The sequence below is a fragment of the Paenibacillus sacheonensis genome, from assembly GCF_009909195.1.
Taxonomy (GTDB): domain Bacteria; phylum Bacillota; class Bacilli; order Paenibacillales; family Paenibacillaceae; genus Paenibacillus_Z; species Paenibacillus_Z sacheonensis.
Genome location: NZ_JAAAMU010000003.1, coordinates 1 through 17,523, shown reverse-complemented (window position 1 = coordinate 17,523; position 17,523 = coordinate 1). Strand labels below are relative to the sequence as shown.

Annotated in this window: 14 protein-coding genes, 13 tRNA genes, 1 rRNA gene and 1 pseudogene; 3 read left to right on the top strand and 26 right to left on the bottom strand. The window is 55.3% G+C overall.

Features of this window, described 5'->3' with window-relative positions:
• Positions 1-46: 46 nt before the first annotated feature.
• The 8 genes from GT003_RS05715 to GT003_RS05680 all read right to left on the bottom strand — a co-directional run bounded on the left by GT003_RS05715 (position 47) and on the right by GT003_RS05680 (position 8,029).
• On the bottom strand, positions 47-982 hold the full coding sequence (locus GT003_RS05715; protein ID WP_161695369.1) for a helix-turn-helix domain-containing protein: 936 nt from the start codon (positions 980-982) through the stop codon (positions 47-49).
• Between the two features lie 250 nt (positions 983-1,232).
• A complete protein-coding gene (locus GT003_RS05710) occupies positions 1,233-2,357 on the bottom strand; it encodes an N-acetylmuramoyl-L-alanine amidase family protein (RefSeq protein WP_161695367.1) in 1,125 nt (374 codons plus the stop codon).
• 245 nt (positions 2,358-2,602) lie between these two features.
• On the bottom strand, positions 2,603-3,286 hold the full coding sequence (locus GT003_RS05705) for a class I SAM-dependent methyltransferase (protein ID WP_204798963.1): 684 nt from the start codon (positions 3,284-3,286) through the stop codon (positions 2,603-2,605).
• 165 nt (positions 3,287-3,451) lie between these two features.
• Entirely contained in the window at positions 3,452-3,982 is a 531-nt protein-coding gene (locus GT003_RS05700) for a hypothetical protein (protein WP_161695366.1), read from the bottom strand.
• A 148-nt stretch (positions 3,983-4,130) separates the two neighbouring features.
• Positions 4,131-4,643: a hypothetical protein gene (locus GT003_RS05695; RefSeq protein WP_161695364.1), complete on the bottom strand. Its 513-nt coding sequence runs from the start codon at positions 4,641-4,643 to the stop codon at positions 4,131-4,133.
• A 123-nt stretch (positions 4,644-4,766) separates the two neighbouring features.
• Positions 4,767-5,690 carry an SMP-30/gluconolactonase/LRE family protein gene (locus GT003_RS05690; RefSeq protein WP_161695363.1) on the bottom strand — a complete coding sequence of 308 codons (924 nt, stop codon included), beginning with the start codon at positions 5,688-5,690 and terminating at the stop codon, positions 4,767-4,769.
• 14 nt (positions 5,691-5,704) lie between these two features.
• On the bottom strand, positions 5,705-6,853 hold the full coding sequence (locus tag GT003_RS05685) for a mandelate racemase/muconate lactonizing enzyme family protein (protein ID WP_161695362.1): 1,149 nt from the start codon (positions 6,851-6,853) through the stop codon (positions 5,705-5,707).
• Positions 6,854-7,387: 534 nt separating this feature from the next.
• Positions 7,388-8,029 carry a GntR family transcriptional regulator gene (locus GT003_RS05680; RefSeq protein WP_161695361.1) on the bottom strand — a complete coding sequence of 214 codons (642 nt, stop codon included), beginning with the start codon at positions 8,027-8,029 and terminating at the stop codon, positions 7,388-7,390.
• Between the two features lie 121 nt (positions 8,030-8,150).
• Between GT003_RS05680 and GT003_RS05675 the strand changes: the two genes are divergently transcribed.
• Positions 8,151-8,786, top strand: coding sequence for a GntR family transcriptional regulator (locus tag GT003_RS05675; protein ID WP_161695360.1), 636 nt, complete (start codon positions 8,151-8,153; stop codon positions 8,784-8,786).
• Positions 8,787-9,109: 323 nt separating this feature from the next.
• Here GT003_RS05675 and GT003_RS05670 read toward each other — a convergent pair whose 3' ends face one another.
• The 4 genes from GT003_RS05670 to GT003_RS05655 form a co-directional block, all read right to left on the bottom strand.
• A complete protein-coding gene (locus GT003_RS05670) occupies positions 9,110-11,275 on the bottom strand; it encodes an alpha-L-rhamnosidase-related protein (protein ID WP_161695359.1) in 2,166 nt (721 codons plus the stop codon).
• Between the two features lie 17 nt (positions 11,276-11,292).
• Positions 11,293-12,108 carry a carbohydrate ABC transporter permease gene (locus tag GT003_RS05665; RefSeq protein ID WP_161695358.1) on the bottom strand — a complete coding sequence of 272 codons (816 nt, stop codon included), beginning with the start codon at positions 12,106-12,108 and terminating at the stop codon, positions 11,293-11,295.
• Positions 12,109-12,124: 16 nt separating this feature from the next.
• Positions 12,125-13,000 carry a carbohydrate ABC transporter permease gene (locus GT003_RS05660; RefSeq protein WP_161695357.1) on the bottom strand — a complete coding sequence of 292 codons (876 nt, stop codon included), beginning with the start codon at positions 12,998-13,000 and terminating at the stop codon, positions 12,125-12,127.
• An 89-nt stretch (positions 13,001-13,089) separates the two neighbouring features.
• A complete protein-coding gene (locus tag GT003_RS05655) occupies positions 13,090-14,736 on the bottom strand; it encodes an ABC transporter substrate-binding protein (protein ID WP_161695355.1) in 1,647 nt (548 codons plus the stop codon).
• 531 nt (positions 14,737-15,267) lie between these two features.
• Here GT003_RS05655 and GT003_RS05650 point away from each other — a divergent pair.
• Together GT003_RS05650 and GT003_RS32415 are read left to right on the top strand one after the other, a co-directional pair.
• The gene (locus GT003_RS05650; RefSeq protein WP_161695353.1) at positions 15,268-15,414 is read left to right on the top strand and encodes a hypothetical protein; all 147 of its coding nucleotides are present in this window, start codon (positions 15,268-15,270) and stop codon (positions 15,412-15,414) included.
• A gap of 233 nt (positions 15,415-15,647) precedes the next feature.
• Positions 15,648-15,911, top strand: a pseudogene (locus GT003_RS32415) (GNAT family N-acetyltransferase); the annotation flags it as partial.
• A 189-nt stretch (positions 15,912-16,100) separates the two neighbouring features.
• On the opposite strand, the gene GT003_RS05640 reads toward GT003_RS32415, so the two are convergent.
• The 14 genes from GT003_RS05640 to GT003_RS05575 form a co-directional block, all read right to left on the bottom strand.
• Positions 16,101-16,177, bottom strand: a tRNA-Pro gene (locus GT003_RS05640).
• A 25-nt stretch (positions 16,178-16,202) separates the two neighbouring features.
• Positions 16,203-16,279: transfer RNA gene (locus GT003_RS05635), tRNA-Arg, on the bottom strand.
• 5 nt (positions 16,280-16,284) lie between these two features.
• Positions 16,285-16,359, bottom strand: a tRNA-Gly gene (locus tag GT003_RS05630).
• Between the two features lie 7 nt (positions 16,360-16,366).
• Positions 16,367-16,449, bottom strand: a tRNA-Leu gene (locus GT003_RS05625).
• 10 nt (positions 16,450-16,459) lie between these two features.
• Positions 16,460-16,532, bottom strand: a tRNA-Lys gene (locus GT003_RS05620).
• 10 nt (positions 16,533-16,542) lie between these two features.
• Positions 16,543-16,618: transfer RNA gene (locus tag GT003_RS05615), tRNA-Thr, on the bottom strand.
• 23 nt (positions 16,619-16,641) lie between these two features.
• A tRNA-Phe gene (locus GT003_RS05610) sits at positions 16,642-16,717 on the bottom strand.
• A 19-nt stretch (positions 16,718-16,736) separates the two neighbouring features.
• Positions 16,737-16,813, bottom strand: a tRNA-Asp gene (locus GT003_RS05605).
• Between the two features lie 39 nt (positions 16,814-16,852).
• Positions 16,853-16,929 (bottom strand) — tRNA-Met (locus GT003_RS05600).
• Positions 16,930-16,948: 19 nt separating this feature from the next.
• A tRNA-Val gene (locus GT003_RS05595) sits at positions 16,949-17,024 on the bottom strand.
• Between the two features lie 5 nt (positions 17,025-17,029).
• Positions 17,030-17,104, bottom strand: a tRNA-Glu gene (locus GT003_RS05590).
• 22 nt (positions 17,105-17,126) lie between these two features.
• Positions 17,127-17,217: transfer RNA gene (locus GT003_RS05585), tRNA-Ser, on the bottom strand.
• Between the two features lie 4 nt (positions 17,218-17,221).
• Positions 17,222-17,297 (bottom strand) — tRNA-Asn (locus tag GT003_RS05580).
• A gap of 92 nt (positions 17,298-17,389) precedes the next feature.
• Positions 17,390-17,523, bottom strand: a 23S ribosomal RNA gene (locus tag GT003_RS05575); the annotation flags it as partial.

Below are 17,523 nucleotides of genomic sequence, written 5' to 3'. Positions count from 1 at the left end.
GAAGGAAACGCGCCTGGAAAGTTGTAATTATCGACGCTGTTCCCTCTTATTCGGCATTGCGTTCCCTCTTCCCCACGCCGATTCCGCGCTGGACGGACAACCGATAATTTCTCGGCGAGAGCCCTTCGATTTTTTTGAACAAATTGCTGAAATAATGGATGTCCGCATAGCCGACGCGCGCCGATATGTCGTGGATCGGATAATCCCCCTCGTGCAGCAGCGCCTTGGCCCGCTCCATGCGAACCGCGGTCAGGAACTCGAGCGGCGTCCGGCCGGTCGCTCCTTTGAACAAGGCCCGAAAATAAGAAGGCGACATGCCGGCGTCATCTGCCAGCCGCCGCAGATCCACCTGTTCCTCATAACGCTGCTCCATATATTGCATCGCATAGGCGATCTTGCCGCCGTGCGCATGTTCCTTCGCGATGCCGGCATTGTTCGCCACCGAGGCCGTCATCCGGGCAAGGATGAGCAGCAGGAACGCGCGCAGCTCCATCTCGTAGCCGAAATGCTTCGACCTGTACGCCGCCAGCATGCGCTGAAACCACTCGTGCAGCACGATGGTATCGGCCGCCTGCATGACGAACGGAAACTGCACCTCCCGGAACTCCGGTGCCGGACGCCCGGCCAATTCCTCGTCGTACGGCACCTCGTCGATCTCGCCATACGGCAGCACATAAACATCGTCCGCGGAGAAGTCCAGCTTCTCCCCCATATAGACAAGATCGAAATGCACCGCGAAATACGAGAAATCCTCCCCCTTCGGCACATGGCACGAATGCAGCACGTTCGGCGGCATGAAATGCACGTCCCCGCTGCGAAGCGTGTATTCCTTCTCGCCGATCCGGTACACGCATTTGCCCTTCTTGACGAAAATGATCTCATGATCGTAAATGACGCGGGGCTGAATCTTGTAATCGTCGTAGCCATGATAATCCTGAACGAAACGGACGTAGGGCGCGATCGTACGAAAATCGATCTTCACGGGCATTCTCCTCCGCGGGGTCTGATTGATTTTCATTGTAATGGAATTACCGCCGATGGTGGACAACTATTTTAGAAAACGCTTCGAGTCTTCCATGCTGCCGCAGCGCACGAAAAAGACCCTCAGCATGCATAGCTGAAGGTCTTTCACTGTTGATTCGTTGTTGATTCGCTGCTGATTCGCTGTTGACTCGCTGCTTCCCGCCTTCGGCAAACGTCGTGCCTAGACTCCGAGCCGAGCTCGCGCCGAATCAGTCGAAATAATTCGCCAAACCGCGCGCGATCGCCGCGGCAGCGTTCCTCTGATATCCCGATCCGCGGACGATCGACTCGTCCTTGGCGTTCGAGAGGAAGCCCAGTTCGACCAGCGCGGCCACCGTGCTGTTTTCCCGAAGCACGTACAGATCGCCGAAGGAGAGGCCGTTGCTGCGAAGGCCGATGCCGGACTTGTCCAGCTGCGCCTCGATCGCGTACGCAAGCGGCTTGTCCTTCTTTTCGGAATAGAAGAACGTCAGCGTGCCGCTGGTCTTCTTCTCCGAGGAGTTGTAGTGGATGCTGACGAACGCATCCGCGCGGTTCGTTTCGCTGATGTGCACCCGCTCCGACAATTCCGGCTTCACGTCCGTCGTCCGCGTCATGATCACCTTCGCGCCGAGCCGGGTCAGCTCCTGCTTCACGTACTGCGCGGTGCTGAGCGTCAGCTCCTTCTCCTGCGTCTCGTACGTCGTTCCGATCATGCCGGGATCGCTTCCCCCATGGCCGGCATCGACGACGATCAGCTTGCCCTTGATGCCGTTGCCGGAAGAATGCGTTTGCTCCGTCTGCCGCGGCGCGCCTTGGCCGACGTACTCCTTGGCTACCCAGCCCGTCGAGCCGCCCGACGTGCGGATCTTCAGCCAGTCGCTTTGGCTGCCCGCGACGCTGACCTGCTCTCCCTGCTTCAAGGAACCGATCACGGAGTAGCCGGTCCCGGGCCCGGAACGAATGCGCAGGGAATCCGCGGTGACGGTCGCGGTAGATCCCGGGCTCGAGCTTGCCTTGCCGCCGACCGAGGACGAGGACGAGCCTGCCGTTTGGCCGCTGCTGTCCGTCCGATGCAGCAAATAGCCGGCCGCGTAGCCGGAAATTTTGGATCCTTTGATCTGTACCCAGCCGTCGTCGTCTTCCTCGGTGACGGTGACTACGGCCCCTGACCTCAATTGCCCGACGACGGAAGCCTGCAGGGAAGGCTCGCTTCGGACGTTAAGCGCCGTGGTCGTGACTTTCGCTTGATAAGGAAGCTTGGTTACGGCCGAGGCGTCGTGAGCACGCAAGCCGAAACCGCCGACGATGACAATGAAAATAAGTGCCAGACAACCAATCCATTTAGTTCGCATAGAATCTCCTTCCAGGCTATTGAAAAGGTAGACTACCATTATAGCAGGCGCTGGAAAAATTCAACATCGGTAAAATAGAACATTCTTCCGTGGAGCTACAACGTCGTCCAGTCCCGCAATTTAGGTGCCATGTACTATATCGGACGACGGCTTCGGGATTTTAAGGATAGGGCTCTGTCCTTAGATCAACAAAAAGCCGGCATTCCCTCAAGAATATCGGCAGCAAAGAAACGGCAGCCTCCGCATTAGGCTTTTCTGCCGAACAAGACGACGAAATTGTAAGATTTATAGACGCAGTCCACGTCCGAGAAGCCGGCCTGCGCCAGCCATACCAGCTGTTCGGCGAGGCCCGCCATGCGGTCGATTCGGGTCCGTTCGTAGGCGGCGTCCAGCTCCGCGCGCGTTAGTCCGCTCGCTTCGATTTTGCGCTTCCAGTCTTCCTTATAATGCGCATCGATGAACGGAGTATGACCAAGTACCTGATCGGCGTTGATGAAGATACCGCCCGGCTTCAAATTGTTATAAGCGTTCCGATATACGGCCTGCTTGCCCTCGTCCGTCAGATGATGGATCGACAAGCCCGATACGATCAGGTCGCATGCCTGCTCCGCCGTGTAAGACGTATAATCCTCGCGCACGTATTCAATGCCCGTCCGTCCTGCAAAACGTTCCTTCGCGACGGCCAGCATGTTATCCGACAAGTCGATTAACGTGAGCCGGGCCTCCGGAAGCTTCTTCAGAAGCAGGGAGGACAGCAAGCCCGTACCCGCGCCAAGGTCGAGTATTCGAGGCCGAGACTCGCTCGTCTCGGCCAGCGCGACTGCGGTCCCGTAGAAATCATCAAAGCAAGGAATCAATTTGCGCCGCTGTTCGTCGTAGCCGCCGGCCGCTCCGTCGAACGTCGCGCGCACATGGTTCATATTATCCATAACGTCCACCTCCAAGTGTATAACGATCATAATCGGAAAGGGCGGCGCGCGTGAAATACGAAGTTCCTATATCCGTCATTGGTTTGGCCTATGTTCCGGCTGCGGACCCCGACGGCAGGTTGGACCCGCCGAAGCAGTGCGATGATTGCCAAGCCGATCATGCGATTACGCCAGCTCTCCCGCGAACGCCTCCAGCGTTTCCAGCGTTTGCACCATATGCTCGATCAACCCGGGCAAATCCTCCATCTGTTCTTCGTTGATTTTGCGGTTAAAATGCACTTCGATCTCGTTCTGATACGACGGGACCGCTCCTTCGCCATACAGATAACTGATCATTTGCGTGGGCGGCATGTCCGTCTGCCAAAGCTCGGTCAACTGCTGCTCCACGTAAGCGCACGCCGATTCTACTTCATCCACGGGCATGTAGAAACGCAATCTGACCGCGCAGCCAGCGGCCCCGTCCTGTTCGAGGATTTCGGCGGCCAAATCCTTCAGCGACGACTCCAACCGAATCTCGGCGGTGATGCCGCTGCCCTCCGCAAGCGTAAACTGCAGCGCGAACACCCGTGCCATGACGGCCATCTCCAGCCGGTCGATGCGATGCGTAATGACGACGCGGGCATCCAAGTTGTCCATGTCGTAGACGTAATTCTCGACGGCCACCTTCAGGTTATCGAATATCGTGGGATCGAACATGCGGATCAGCTCCTTCGTTGTCGGCCATCCAAAAGCCTGTCTCCCTTAACTTACGCCGGGCAAACGAAAAACCCTTCCGCCATCGCGGAAGGGTTTGAATTTATGTTCGTTGGAACGTACGTGCGTTATGCGTGCGGTGCGCGCCCGATCAAGGCACGAACTGCTGCACGATGCGGACGACCTTGCCGTCCTTTATCGTCAAGTGATACGGATAAGCGCTCACGTCGAGAACGGCCTTGTTCCGGTAGATCGCGTTGAACTTCGCCAGTGAGATCGATTGGTTCCACTCCGTCGTCGCGTCCACCAGGCTGCCCGTGCGGTCATAGATCTGCATGACGACGGCAGCCTGCGGGTCCACCTCGAGCGTCTCCAGCTTCTCGTCGTCGTTGACGATATAATAGCCGTCCGGCGCGCCGTCGAGACCGGAATCCGCCTCGCGCTTCAGGAATTCCTCGTCCGCCGCTTTGCCTTCGAACCACTCGATCGGGTCTGCCTGCAGCGTTTCCTTGCCGTTCTGCACGTCGATTCCGTGAATGAATGCCGTGATCGTATCCGGCGTTTGCTTGACTGGCGTGTACTCGTTATCAACAGCCGACACCGTTGAAATGCAAGCCGATACACCTAGAATGGTCAGCGCGATTCCCAGTACATGCCTCTTCATAACAAACACCATCTCCTCGCATCTGGACGCAGCGTGATCTTCCGTTCCGCATCCGTCTCTATCTCTACTATACCCCATTTAAGAGACTTTGATAGCCGACTTGAGTCTGGTTTTTGTTAAAGTTTAGCTTAAGCCCGCGGCGCCGCGAAACGCATGCGTCGGCGTTCCCGTTACGCCAGGCCGGCAGACGAAAATCCCGCCCGAATGCGGCTGCTCCTCCAGCTGTTCCGCCGTTAGGCCGATGCGAGCCGTGGTGATGTACATGACATCCAGCTCATCCCCTCCGAACGTACAGGAAGTCGCTTTCGCCGCGGGCACGTACACGCCCCCCAGCTTCTCGCCCGTACGCGGATTCCAGCGGGATACCTGCCAGCCGCCCCAGTGCGCGATCCACAGCATGCCCTCCGCGTCGATCGTCATGCCGTCCGGCGCGCCCTGCTCGCCGGCGAAATCGATGATGATCCGCGGAGCGGCGATACTGCCGGAAGACGCGTCGTAATCGAACGCGGTTACGGTGCCTTTCATCGAGTCGATATAATACATTTCGGTCTCGTCCGCGTTCCACGCAATGCCGTTCGACACGCCGACGTTCTCATGCGTTTTGCGGCAGCTCAGATCGTTGTCCAGCACGTACAAGGCGCCGGAGACGTTCGCCTCCGCATCCTCCATCGTGCCGGCCCAGAAACGCCCGGCAGCATCGCATTTGCCATCGTTGAACCGGTTGGCCGGCTTATCGGCCTCCGGGTCTGCCACGCCGGTCAGCCCCCCGGTGCGGCAGTCGTAACGCTCGAATCCGTCGCGCGTCGCGAGATAGACGATCTCGCCGTCCACGGCATCGCTTACGACGGCTCCGACGGTTTTGCCGATCGGGAATTGCTCGTTGCGTCCGGAAGCCAAGTCCAGCCTTCCGAAGGACAAGCCTTGAATGTCCACCCAATACAGCTTGTTTTGGTTCGCGTTCCAATGCGGTCCTTCCGCCAGGATTGCTTTCGCATCCAGCAGCAGCTCCGCCTTCCGCGCGAACTGCCTCGCGATTTCTTGCGTCATCGTTCATCGCTCCTCTATTTGACCGACTCGCGTTTCTCCCAGCCTTGCTTGAACAGCGGCAGCCAATTGCCCACCTGGTACGGATGCTTGTCGAGCTCTTCCAAGTTCAGCTCCACGCCGAGTCCCGGGCCGTCCGGCGGCATCACGTAGCCGTTCTGTACCTTCAGCGGCGGCATCAGCACCTGCTCTTCCCAAGGCTCGTTGAACTCGTCGAAGATTTCATGAAGATAGAAGTTCGGCGTCGCCATGTTCAAATGGCTGCAGACGACGGAGCAGACCGGGCCTTGCGCGCTGTGCGGCGCCGTGACGCCGTTATGCGCATGGACCATGCCGCATACCTGCTTCGATGCCGCGATGCCGAGGAATTGCGGCTCCAGCTGGACGATATGCACCGCGTCATGGCGCAGCAGCTCCGCAAACTGCTCGCGGGAGTAATAGTCTTCGCCGCAAGCGACCGGTACGGGACTCCGTCTGGCAACCTCCACCATGGAGGTAATCAGATGAGGAGGTACCGGCGCTTCGAACCAAGTCGGCTCGTATTTCAGCATGGCGTCCGCGAACTGCAGCGCGGTGGATACGCTGAACCGGTTATGCCCTTCGATGAGAATGTCGACGCCTTGGCCGACCGCTTCCCGGACGGCTGCGATATTCTCGATCGCCGCCGAGAAATCCTGCCGGCTTACCGTGCGCCAAGCCGCGCCGAACGGATCGAATTTGAGCGCCGTGTAGCCTTTGCCCACGACGACCTTGGCTTTCTCGAAGAAATTTTCCGGCGTGTTCGGTCCGCGGTACCAGCCGTTGGCGTAAGCGCGCAGCTTATCGTGGCATTGGCCGCCGAGCAGCTTATACAGCGGCTGATTCGTTACCTTGCCCATGATGTCCCAGCAAGCGGTTTCAATCGCCGCCAGCGCGGAGCCTTGAATCTGGCCGCCGTCCGAATACACGTCGCGGAACAGTTTCAAGCTGATCGTCTCGACATCGAACGGATCGCGGCCGACGACGAGATGCTTCAGCTCATGAATGGCAGCCTCGACCGTCTTGGCAAAGCCGTTCAGCGTCCCCTCTCCCAGCCCGGTCACGCCCTCGTCCGTGTCCACGAGCACGAACAGCCAGTTCTTCCATGGGTTGCCCAAAATAAACGTGCGAATATCGGTGATTTTCATCCTTGTTCTCCCCTTGCCCCAAAAGTGAACTGCTAGCTTCAACGTAGCACAGCGGCGAAGAGGGAACAAGATGTATGACTTGTATACATGAGATGAATGGTAAGGCGATTGGTTTGCGTGAGGCGATTGGTTTGCGCTCACCGACGGAGGTCGGGGAGTGCAGCATTCGCCCGCTTCGAGGGCATGGACTTGGCGATTGGCTTGCGCTCACCGACGGAGGTCGGGGAGTGCAGCATTCGCCTACTTTCTCGAAAGGCCGGAGAATGCAGCAAGGCGCTCGCTTCTGCGAAAGGCTGGAAAATGCAGCATTCCCTGCTGCTGGAGCACAGGCTCAGGTTTCTAACGCTTGCCAGCGTCACTAATCCAACAAAAATACGACTTCAAAAACTTTAACGGTTGTAGCTGCCGTTATTGAGAGCTGAGCGGCCGATGCGCGAAATAATCGCCGATTAAGCTCCCTGGCAACCGTTACTTGTTTGAAATAGCCATTTTGGGCAGATTAGCCTCTGACACAACCGTTAGCTACGGTAACCCTCAAAACATAATCTTCTTCACATACTCGATATGCGCCTCGATCAACCGTGCGGACAGCGCGGCGTCCTGCCCGGCCAGCGCATCCCGAATTTGCCGATGCTCGTCGATGCTGCCGATCAGGCGCCGTTTGTTTTTGACGAACGTCATGCGCACGACGAGCAGGAACTTGTCCTGGATGCGGGACATCACTTCCATGTACTCTTCATTATCGAGTCCGCCGACGATCATGGCGTGAAACTCGCGGTCCAACCCGACATAGCGGGAAATATCATCCTGGCGGATCGCTTCGCCTTGCAGCTCGATATTCTCGTCCAGCCTGCGGAAGAACTCCGCGTCCATCCGCCCTGTCAGCTTCCGAACCGCATACGTTTCCAGTGACATTCGCAGCTCGTAGAATTCAAGAATCTTTTTCAGCGACAGCTCCTGGACGAAGACGCCCTGCTTGGGGGACAGCTTGACGAGCCCCATCATCTCCAGCCTGTCGAACGCCGAACGGATCGGCGTCTTGCTCATCCCCAGCAGCTCGCTCAGATACTTCTCGGACAAGAACATGCCGCCCGGCCATTCGCCATTCACGATATGCTGCTTCATGACCTGGAACGCCGTCTCCCGCAGCGTCATGGCTCCCTCCGGTTTGCTCATTCCGTCCATCTCCTTATGCAGCGCAGCATGCGCTCGATCTGCTCTCTACTTGCACGTTTCCAGTCTATGCTATACTTCAACCATACACTGCGCTTTTCCAAGAGGAGGTGCCGACAACCGGATGCCCCATCAAACGCTTCGCGATCAAGCCTATCATATCATCTATCAACAAATCGTTGCAGGCACGCTTGCCAGAGGCACGGTAACCTCCGAGGTGCAGCTCAGCGCGCAGCTGGACATGAGCCGGACACCGGTCCGCGCGGCGCTTCAGCAGTTGGAAACGGAAGGCTTTGTCAAAATCATTCCGAAGCATGGCGTGCTCGTGCTGGATACTTCCGCTCAGCGGGCCGGTGACCTGCTGGAGCTGATCGCCGCTATGCTGCTGTTCGCTATCATCACCGTCAGGCAGCTGGATCCGGAAGGACTTCGTGAGCGATCAAGCACGCTGTTGGAAGAGCTGCGCGCCACGCTCCAATCGAATACGTCTGCCGGCAGCGGCACCGCTCTCTGCGAATTCGAGCTTTACGCCCTGGACAGCATCATCACGCTCAGCCGCAATCAGGAAATGCAGGACACGCTGAACCGCAGCGCTTCCCGGTTGTTTTGGCAATCGGCGGGCAGACGCTGGGCAGCGCCATATCGCATCGAAACGGAAGCCGCTCTTCAGTCGTTTCTGCTAAGCTTGCCCGCATCCGGCGAAGCCTGCCAAGCCGCGCTGCTTCATTATTTGCATCTGCTGAAAATAACTTGGAACTAATCATCCACGTGCCGTAAACTCAATGTGCGCGGCCATAAAACGTCCCCGCCGGTCGCAACCAGCAGGGACGTTTTTCTACTTATTCAATAGCTGCGAGTACTGAGTTCATAGAAGGGCTGACGCCAGCACTCAAGCCTGTCTTTCCGCCATCCGGATTGTAATCCGCTTTCCCTCTCCTATTTCTAGCCATCCGGACCTGTTTCCTTTATCCAGAAATTTCCACCGCGCAGAAAACACCTCTCGAAGCACGAGGATGCGGGACGTTAAGTCTCCGTCCGCGATTTGCTTCGAAAGGTGCCTCTGATTGGCTGTTCATTTATTGGTTATAGAGACTCCTGCTCGATGTTCAATCGATCTGGCTCCACGAGCTTCATGCCCGCCGGCGCAGTCACGAACGTCTGCAGCTCGCCTTTCTCGTCCAAATGCCACTTGACCGTAAGCGGTCCAAGCGGCGTGTTCACCGTACCGCTGCAGGCACGAATGCCTCCGACAGGCGTCGGGGCAATGCGCACGCTGCGGTAGCCGGGCTCGAGCGGCTGCACGCCAAGGACGATTTCGCCAATCCACTTGACCGGCGTGCTCGACCAGGCATGGCAAAGGCTCATCCGATAGGAGCCGTAAGCCGTGTACGTCGTCAGGGCATCATGGAAATCCTGCGCACCGGTGATATCCAGCTTGCAAGCTTCCCAGAAGGTAGTCGCGCCATTATCCAGCATGCCGCCCCAGATCCGCGAGATCACATCATGCGCCTGCTCGTGGCGGCCATAACGGGAGTAACACTCCGCCAATTGGAACCCCGACAGCGGGGTCAGCGGATCCTGCATCGTATAGCTCTCGAGGAATGCGACCGCCGCCTCGTCCGAGACGTATCCGCTGGCGATGCCGAGCGTTTTGACGGCGAGCGCGTACTCCGGCTTCATAAACTCGCTGCTCGCCAGCGCCTTCAACGGCCAGCTGAATTCCAGCTCCAGCTCGGGCAGATTTGCCGACAGCTTCTTTAAATCCTGCAGCGTCAGTGCATATATCGCCTGCAGTGCAATCCGCTTCTCGTGATCGGAGATGGGCACCCACTCGACGAGGATGCCTTCCTGCACGAGGAGTCCGTCGCCAGAACGCGTATTTTGCTGTACCCATCCGACATGGCGCTGCAGCGGTTCCTTCAACTCCAGCACGAAAGCCTTGTCTCCCGTTTGAACGTAATACTCGCAGACGGTCTTGATCCACCACAGCGTGTATTCGCAGATGCTGTTCATCCAATGCCCGCTTGGCGTGCCGAAGCCGAGCTCCCGCACCGCACGGCGAATGACCGCATAATCGTCCCACAGGAAATAATCGGATTTCGCCGCCAAGTAAAAGTCGAACGTCCAATTGAGCCGGTCTCGCTTAATCCCGTCCCACAGGCCGATTTGATGACAAATGCGGCTCGTATGCGCGGCTACGTTGAAAATCTCGTTCAGCTGTTCCGAGTCGCTTTCCAGCCGTCCCACTTGGTTCAGCGCGACATGAACCGTTTGGAAAGTCAGCTCCAAGTCGAACGGCTGTCCGGCTTCGCCGAGCACTTGCAGCTGAATATAGCGAAAGCCTTGAGGAAGCGTGCATACGGTCTGCCCCGGCTCTACGACCACCCATTCCGTAATGCAGCCGTCGTAGTGGTTAAGCTCATGCTGCGACTCGCCGCCGTTCCAAAGCAATTTCACGGCGCTTAAGCCGTTATTTACGGCGATAAATCGGCAATTATGCTCCGCTCCGATATCCAGCACGACCGTTGAAGCTTCCTCCAGAGCCATCTCGCTCTGAATGCCGCGCATCGCCTTCCATTCATCCTGTTTGCGGAGATGGTAGAACAGCTGAAGCTGCTCCTGCTTCGGAAGCGTAAGATTCCCGTCCGCGCCGTGCTGTCCGGTCAGTCGCACCGACGAACCGCTTACGGAAGCCTGAATCGCTTTGCCCTGCAGCAATGTGACGTGATTTAAGTCATAGGCCCGAATGTCTCCGAATCCGCCGATTACGAACGACGACGGGCTGTTCTCAAGATCGCCGAAAGGCTCTTCGCCAAGCAAACAAATCACCGCGGCTTGGGATTCGTCGGCGGCCCATTCCTCGTCCGAAGCCAGCCATAATCCCTCGCCTTGCAGGTACGCGATTGCGCCAACCCTGCGATCCCACAAATAATAATTCACTTCGGCAAGCGGAACGATCTCGCTGCAGGTCAGCTCTAATCGCAGCTCATGCTCCCCGGCTGCCAGCGCTGCCGGAAATGAAGCGATTTGCATGAATGCGCCGGCATTGCCGGCCTGTTCGTCTACCGTTGCAATCAGTGCTCCGTCAAGCAGGATTCGCGCTCCGCCAGTAAACGCGGTATGGAAGGAGACTTGGGAAATATCATGCTCCGCCTTGAAGGTGCGGGTCAGAACGAGGCTGAGCCTCTTCTCCCGCTCTGGATGCCAGATCCACAGCGGCAGCTTCACATCAACAGAATGCGTCTCCATATTGATCCTCTTTTCGATTACGATTTAACTGCGCCCGAAACCATGCCCTCGATATAGTATTTCATGCCGAATAGAATAACGAGAACGGTCGGCACGCTGCCGATGATATAGGCCGCGAAGGAAAGTCCGATATCCGATCGGCCCGATTTGTTCAATCCGACGGCAGCCATCGTAAACGTCTGCTGCGATTGATCCAAAACAATGAACGGCCAGAGATAATCGCTGTATACGGCCAAGAACGTAACGATGCCGATCGTGACGAGAATCGGCACGCAGAGCGGCAGCGCTATCCGGGAGTACAAATAAAATTCGCTACCGCCGTCGATGCGAGCCGCTTCGAACAACTCCTCGGGGAGCGATTCGAACAACGTACGGCACAGCATGATGCCGAGCAGCTGCGTTCCGGAGATGTAAGGAAGTATCAAGCCCCAGAAAGAATGCGTCATATGCAGGTTCGTAATTATCGCATATAACGGTACCACAGTTAGAAGGGACGGGATCATCATGACGCCGATCAAGAGCATGTAAAGCGGACTTTTGAGCGGGAATTTATGTCTCGCAAAAACGTACCCCGACAAAGAACCGATCAATACGGCGCCTGCTACCGTAATCACGCATACGTACAACGAGTTGCCGATGCTGGACCTGACCGCTTTCCACGCCGCCGAGTAGTTCTCAAAATGAAGCTTATCCGGCATGCCCCAAAAGTCGATCAGCACCTCGAGCTGCGTCTTGAACGAGAAGAAGATGAGCAATACGAATGGTACCAACGTTAATATAAGCAAAATGGTGAGCAGAACCCCACCTGTCCATTTCGTCAATGAACCAGTCATGTGAGCGCCCCCCTTTTTAATAGTCCGTTTTCAGGAATTTCAAATTAAAAATCGTAAGGACAAGAATCACCAAGAACAGCGCTACGCCAATGGCGGATCCATAGCCGTACTGCGAGCTGCCGAAGGCCGCGTTGTACATGATCATCGCCGGGTTCGTCGTCGCGACGCCCGGACCGCCTCCGGTCAAGATCATAATTTTTACGTAATCCTGCAGGCTGCCGAGAATCGTCAAAATAATAACGATCTTAAATTGCGGCATAAGGAACGGCAAGTGCATCTTCGTAAACACATTCCAGCCGTTTGCACCGTCGATGCGGGCTGCTTCCAGCTGTTCCTGGTTCATGTTGCCGATCGCCGCATAGAAAATGAGAAACGGAAGACCGGATATAAAAGGCAGTCCCATCATGACAATGGACCAGATAGCCGTTTTTTCTTCACCGAGCCATGCATGCGTGGAAGTGAAGCCCATCGCATGGAGCAGCTGATTCAGCAGCCCGTTCGTGGGATCGTAAATATTTTGCCAGAGAAGAATCGATACGACACCAGGCAGCAGCATCGGCAAGATAAAGCCGGTCCGAAACAAGTACTTGATTTTATTGCCCCCGACCAAGTACACCAGCTCCGCGCCGATCAGCGGGAACACGATTGCTTTAACAACGTCCGTCAGCGTATAGATTAACTGGTTCTTCGCACCTGTTGCAAAGGTACCTTCATTGAAGAACTTCTTGAAGTTATCCAACCCTACCCATTCCGACGTGACGAGATTCCATTTCGTAAACGAATGAAAGAAAGCCAGGAGGACCGGATAATACAGGAACGTCGCAATGAACAGAAACGACGGAATCAGGAACAGATACGAGATCCCGTATCTTCTCCATTTGGCCAAGTTCATTATTGGATCTCCTTTCCATAGCAAATGACTTGGTTAAAAGAGGGGACGGGGGTGGCTTTCGCCACAGCCCCGTCGCCGTTTCATGAGGATTAAGGATTCGTTTTCGGATCCAAGTCGTATTTGTTGTCCGCGATGTACTGTTCGTTCGTTTTCTTCGCAAGCGCGGCTCTCTTCTTCAGATACTCGTCGAGCGAAATTTTATCGTTGTAGTATTGCAGTTCAAGGCTTTTCCCTTCAGCCGTTGCATTTGGCTCTGCAGCAGGGTTACCGCCAGTCAGCAGGGAGATCGGCGCCATGTTGCCGGCTACCTTGAACCCATCCAGATATGCGTTGATTTCATCCGGCAGCGTTACGCCTTTGACCAAGCTAGGACCTTGGACGAATTGTCCGGCATCAATCGTAGCCGAGAATACTTTTTGCGCTTCGGCCGGCGAGTACAGGAATTGCAGGAAGTCCTTCGAGCGAGCAACGGTTTCCTGATCTTTCTTAGCCGTAACGGACAGCTGGTGGCCCGGTACGAGAATACCGCGCGGGTGGCCCGGGAAGTTCGGATCCGGCGTAGCGAAGTCCGGGAATTTGAATGTTCCCCATTGGAACGCTTTGTCGCCGAGCGATTTTTGATCTTTCAAGATTTGGCCGACCTGCCAGCTTCCGTTCCAGTAAGCCGCCGCTTTACCGGAGATGAACAGCTGATAAGCGTCGGCGTCTTTCATCGTTGCGTAACCAGGCTGCAGGTAAGTGGACAGCTTTTTCAGCGTCGTCCATGTTTTTTGTTCAGCCGGTCCTGTTGCGTCGTACTTGCCGGATTTCCAAAGGGCGAGCTGACGTTCTACGTCGCCGACCGCGCCTACGTCGAAGAACGGATCATCCGGGCTGTATTTGAGCGTAGAGTTGATTTTGTCGGCTTCCGGCGTGTCTCTGGCATCGCCAGGCTGCAGCCATGTATCAGGGATAAGCGAACGCGAAGACCAATCCAGGAACGCGCCTACCATCCAGCCCTCGTAATCGCTTCCGGTCGCTTGCGACATTGCGAGAGGTATCGTGCCGGCATCTTTGATCTTCTGCAAGGCATCAAATAATGCCTCCCACGTCGTCGGCGCTTCCGTAATGCCAGCTTTCGAGAAAATATCTTTGTTATAGAAGAAGCCCGTACCTACAAGGTCGAATGGAAGCATGTAGACTTCGTTCGCCGAGTCTGTTGCATTCTTCCAGTAGTCGGCAACGATGCCGTCTTTCAGCGACGTGCCATTATTGTACGGGTTAGGCTGCTCGATAAAATCGTTCAGCTTGAGAATAAAGCCTTTCGCGATGTTATTGTTCGGCGTGTCGCCGAGCAAGTTGGCGTGCACGATATCAGGCGCATCGTCGCCGCCGGCTGCCATTTTTGCTTGGAACGACGTTTGGTACGTCGTGTTATCGCTTACAATATCAATTTTCACGGTCGTTTCCGGATGCAGCTTGTGATAATCCTCAGCCGCGATCTCAAGGCCGGCCGTATAGTAGTTCGTAATCGTCGAGAACGTGATCGTTTTGTTTTCTTTCGGCGTGTCGTCGGCTTTATTGCCTCCGTCGTTCGCCGGTGCATCCGTCGAGTTGTTCGTGTTCGCTGGTTGGTCATTCGCAGTATTAGCCGGTGTATTCGTGTTCGGATCATTGTTGTTCGATCCGCATGCCGCTAGAAGCGTTGTCGATAGCACGGCCGTGGTAAGTATTGCAATAACTTTCTTGTTTTGCATGAACTTAGCCCCCCAGAATGAATAATGATGACTTAGGCTGTACACTTAAAACGTTTTAGAATGACCTCTCTTATCGCGAACCATCACCTCGAGAAAGATGATTCATCGATTGTAAGCACTTACATGTGCCTATAGACACATCTTACCATTAGAGCAGCACTTCTAACAACATTAAACTAAAACGTTTTTTATAACTTTAAAACCCTTGATGTTACTGGGGTTAGGAGCGCAAAACAATAAAAACGCTTTCAAAAAATCCAGTTTATCGCTCTCTCCATATAAAACGTTTTTATGAAAATTAATCCTGTTCACTGGCTCGCCACCTCATTGAAACTCGGCACCTGCCACAAGCGAATGATCCTAACCACGATGCTGTTCTAAGCATTGCCCGCCGAAATGACTAAGGGCGCTAAGCGCGAGGCATATTAAGCGACCCGAGATCGGCCAGCTCAATAGACTAACATTAGCCCCGATATAATATACATCCAGTACACGGTGACGGGGTAAACGTGGGGCGAGGAGCGTTAGATCATGATAAATCTGGCTGAACTCAAGCGGTTTATCGTCTTGATCGAGATTCAAGCCTTGAAGAAAGCAATCGTAGCTGGAGAAGCTGATACGCCTATCTATGTGTCAATCCGAGACAGGATCGAAAACCTTGAGCGTGAAGTGAAATGAATGGGGCAGTATGACTATAGCATATCAGACTCTTGATCCCTTCGGCCGACTTCGTCATTCGGAGCGCAGTCGCGGGCGACATCGACATACTGCGCAACGTCTATCGGCGATCTTCGCTGACCAACAAAGCTGACCACGATCTAATCGCCGCCCATCCCGAAGGGCTGGTGTGGGACACCGCATTGCTGCCGTTCGCGCATGTTGCTGTCGTTGACGGGTAGGTTGTCGGCTTCGCATCGGCGCGACCGGTCGAGGACTACCTCGAGCTCGAGGATTTGTTCACCGATCCGGATTGGATGCGTAGAGGCGTCGCGCGTGCGCTGATCGCCGACATCGCGCGCCGCGGTCTGCGTATAGAGGTAACCGCCAACCTCGCGAAAGCATTTTACGAATCGGCAGGATTCGTCATCGTCGGTGCTGCAAGCACACAAGGCGGACCCGCTCTGCCGCATGCATTTCGATGTCAAACGCGGCTGAATAAAAGATTACGGCGTTAAGTCAACCGAAAATGACAATAGCTGTCAATTTATTGGGGCTGATTATTATTGAGGCTGAAGAAACTCAAGAGGTGTCATGCTGGACTTGGGTTACTCAACTTGGTTATCAACCAAAAAGTATTGAAAATCACAACTAGAACACAACAAAAAAAGCCCCTTGCTTGCACAAGGAGCTTCGTCGTTTAGATATGGTCGGGATGACACGATTTGAACATGCGACCCCCTGGTCCCAAACCAGGTGCTCTACCAAGCTGAGCTACATCCCGCTAATGCCGATCTTTCGTGAAAAAATGGCGCGCCCTGAGAGATTCGAACTCCCGGCCTTTTGATTCGTAGTCAAACGCTCTATCCAGCTGAGCTAAGGGCGCAAATATGGAGCGGAAGACGGGAATCGAACCCGCGACCCTCGCCTTGGCAAGGCGATGCTCTACCGCTGAGCCACTTCCGCATATTGATGGTGCGCGTAGAGGGACTTGAACCCCCACGGTTGCCCGCCAGATCCTAAGTCTGGTGCGTCTGCCAATTCCGCCATACGCGCGCAAAACAAGTGAGTCATGTAGGATTCGAACCTACGACACCCTGATTAAAAGTCAGGTGCTCTACCAACTGAGCTAATGACTCAAGGAAATAATGGTGCCGGCGATAGGAGTCGAACCCACGACCTACTGATTACAAGTCAGTTGCTCTACCAACTGAGCTACACCGGCATGGTGATAAAACATTTGAAGAATGGTGGCTCGGGACGGAATCGAACCGCCGACACGAGGATTTTCAGTCCTCTGCTCTACCGACTGAGCTACCGAGCCGCTTGAGCAAGTGAATTAATGGCGGAGCCGACGGGATTCGAACCCGCGGTCTCCTGCGTGACAGGCAGGCATGTTGGGCCACTACACCACGGCTCCGTAATATTCACTTCGGAACTTGTCCGATCATGTCTGAATTGGTTGCGGGGGCAGGATTTGAACCTGCGGCCTTCGGGTTATGAGCCCGACGAGCTACCGGGCTGCTCCACCCCGCGTCGTTAACTACTATAAAGATGGTGGAGGCTGACGGGATCGAACCGCCGACCCTCTGCTTGTAAGGCAGATGCTCTCCCAGCTGAGCTAAGCCTCCATTATTGGTGACCCGTAGGGGACTCGAACCCCTGTTACCTCCGTGAAAGGGAGGTGTCTTAACCACTTGACCAACGGGCCTTACTTTCATTAAAACAAGAACTGGCGGAGAAGGAGGGATTCGAACCCTCGCACCACTTACGCAGTCTAACCCCTTAGCAGAGGGTCCCCTTGAGCCACTTGGGTACTTCTCCATGATGGCTCCCCGAACAGGACTCGAACCTGTGACAACTCGATTAACAGTCGAGTGCTCTACCAACTGAGCTATCAGGGAACGGTATGTAACTCGGGCAGCTTACACCCTGAAAACTGGATACGAACCTTTGCGAAAGGTGTCTTGCTTAGCTGAGCAAACAGGATAACTTCTAGGATAAGCCCTCGACCGATTAGTATTCGTCAGCTCCACGCATTGCTGCGCTTCCACCTCGAACCTATCAACCTCGTCGTCTTCAAGGGGTCTTACATACTGGGAAATCTCATCTTGAGGGGGGCTTCACGCT

Coding starts and splice junctions, on each gene's coding strand:
- GT003_RS05670 (WP_161695359.1), bottom strand. CDS start 11,275: ATGGAGACGCATTCTGTTGATGTGAAGCTGCCGCTGTGGATCTGGCAT.
- GT003_RS05655 (WP_161695355.1), bottom strand. CDS start 14,736: ATGCAAAACAAGAAAGTTATTGCAATACTTACCACGGCCGTGCTATCG.
- GT003_RS05710 (WP_161695367.1), bottom strand. CDS start 2,357: ATGCGAACTAAATGGATTGGTTGTCTGGCACTTATTTTCATTGTCATC.
- GT003_RS05675 (WP_161695360.1), top strand. CDS start 8,151: ATGCCCCATCAAACGCTTCGCGATCAAGCCTATCATATCATCTATCAA.
- GT003_RS05660 (WP_161695357.1), bottom strand. CDS start 13,000: ATGAACTTGGCCAAATGGAGAAGATACGGGATCTCGTATCTGTTCCTG.
- GT003_RS05700 (WP_161695366.1), bottom strand. CDS start 3,982: ATGTTCGATCCCACGATATTCGATAACCTGAAGGTGGCCGTCGAGAAT.
- GT003_RS05695 (WP_161695364.1), bottom strand. CDS start 4,643: ATGAAGAGGCATGTACTGGGAATCGCGCTGACCATTCTAGGTGTATCG.
- GT003_RS05685 (WP_161695362.1), bottom strand. CDS start 6,853: ATGAAAATCACCGATATTCGCACGTTTATTTTGGGCAACCCATGGAAG.
- GT003_RS05690 (WP_161695363.1), bottom strand. CDS start 5,690: ATGACGCAAGAAATCGCGAGGCAGTTCGCGCGGAAGGCGGAGCTGCTG.
- GT003_RS05680 (WP_161695361.1), bottom strand. CDS start 8,029: ATGAGCAAACCGGAGGGAGCCATGACGCTGCGGGAGACGGCGTTCCAG.
- GT003_RS05650 (WP_161695353.1), top strand. CDS start 15,268: ATGATAAATCTGGCTGAACTCAAGCGGTTTATCGTCTTGATCGAGATT.
- GT003_RS05705 (WP_204798963.1), bottom strand. CDS start 3,286: ATGGATAATATGAACCATGTGCGCGCGACGTTCGACGGAGCGGCCGGC.
- GT003_RS05665 (WP_161695358.1), bottom strand. CDS start 12,108: ATGACTGGTTCATTGACGAAATGGACAGGTGGGGTTCTGCTCACCATT.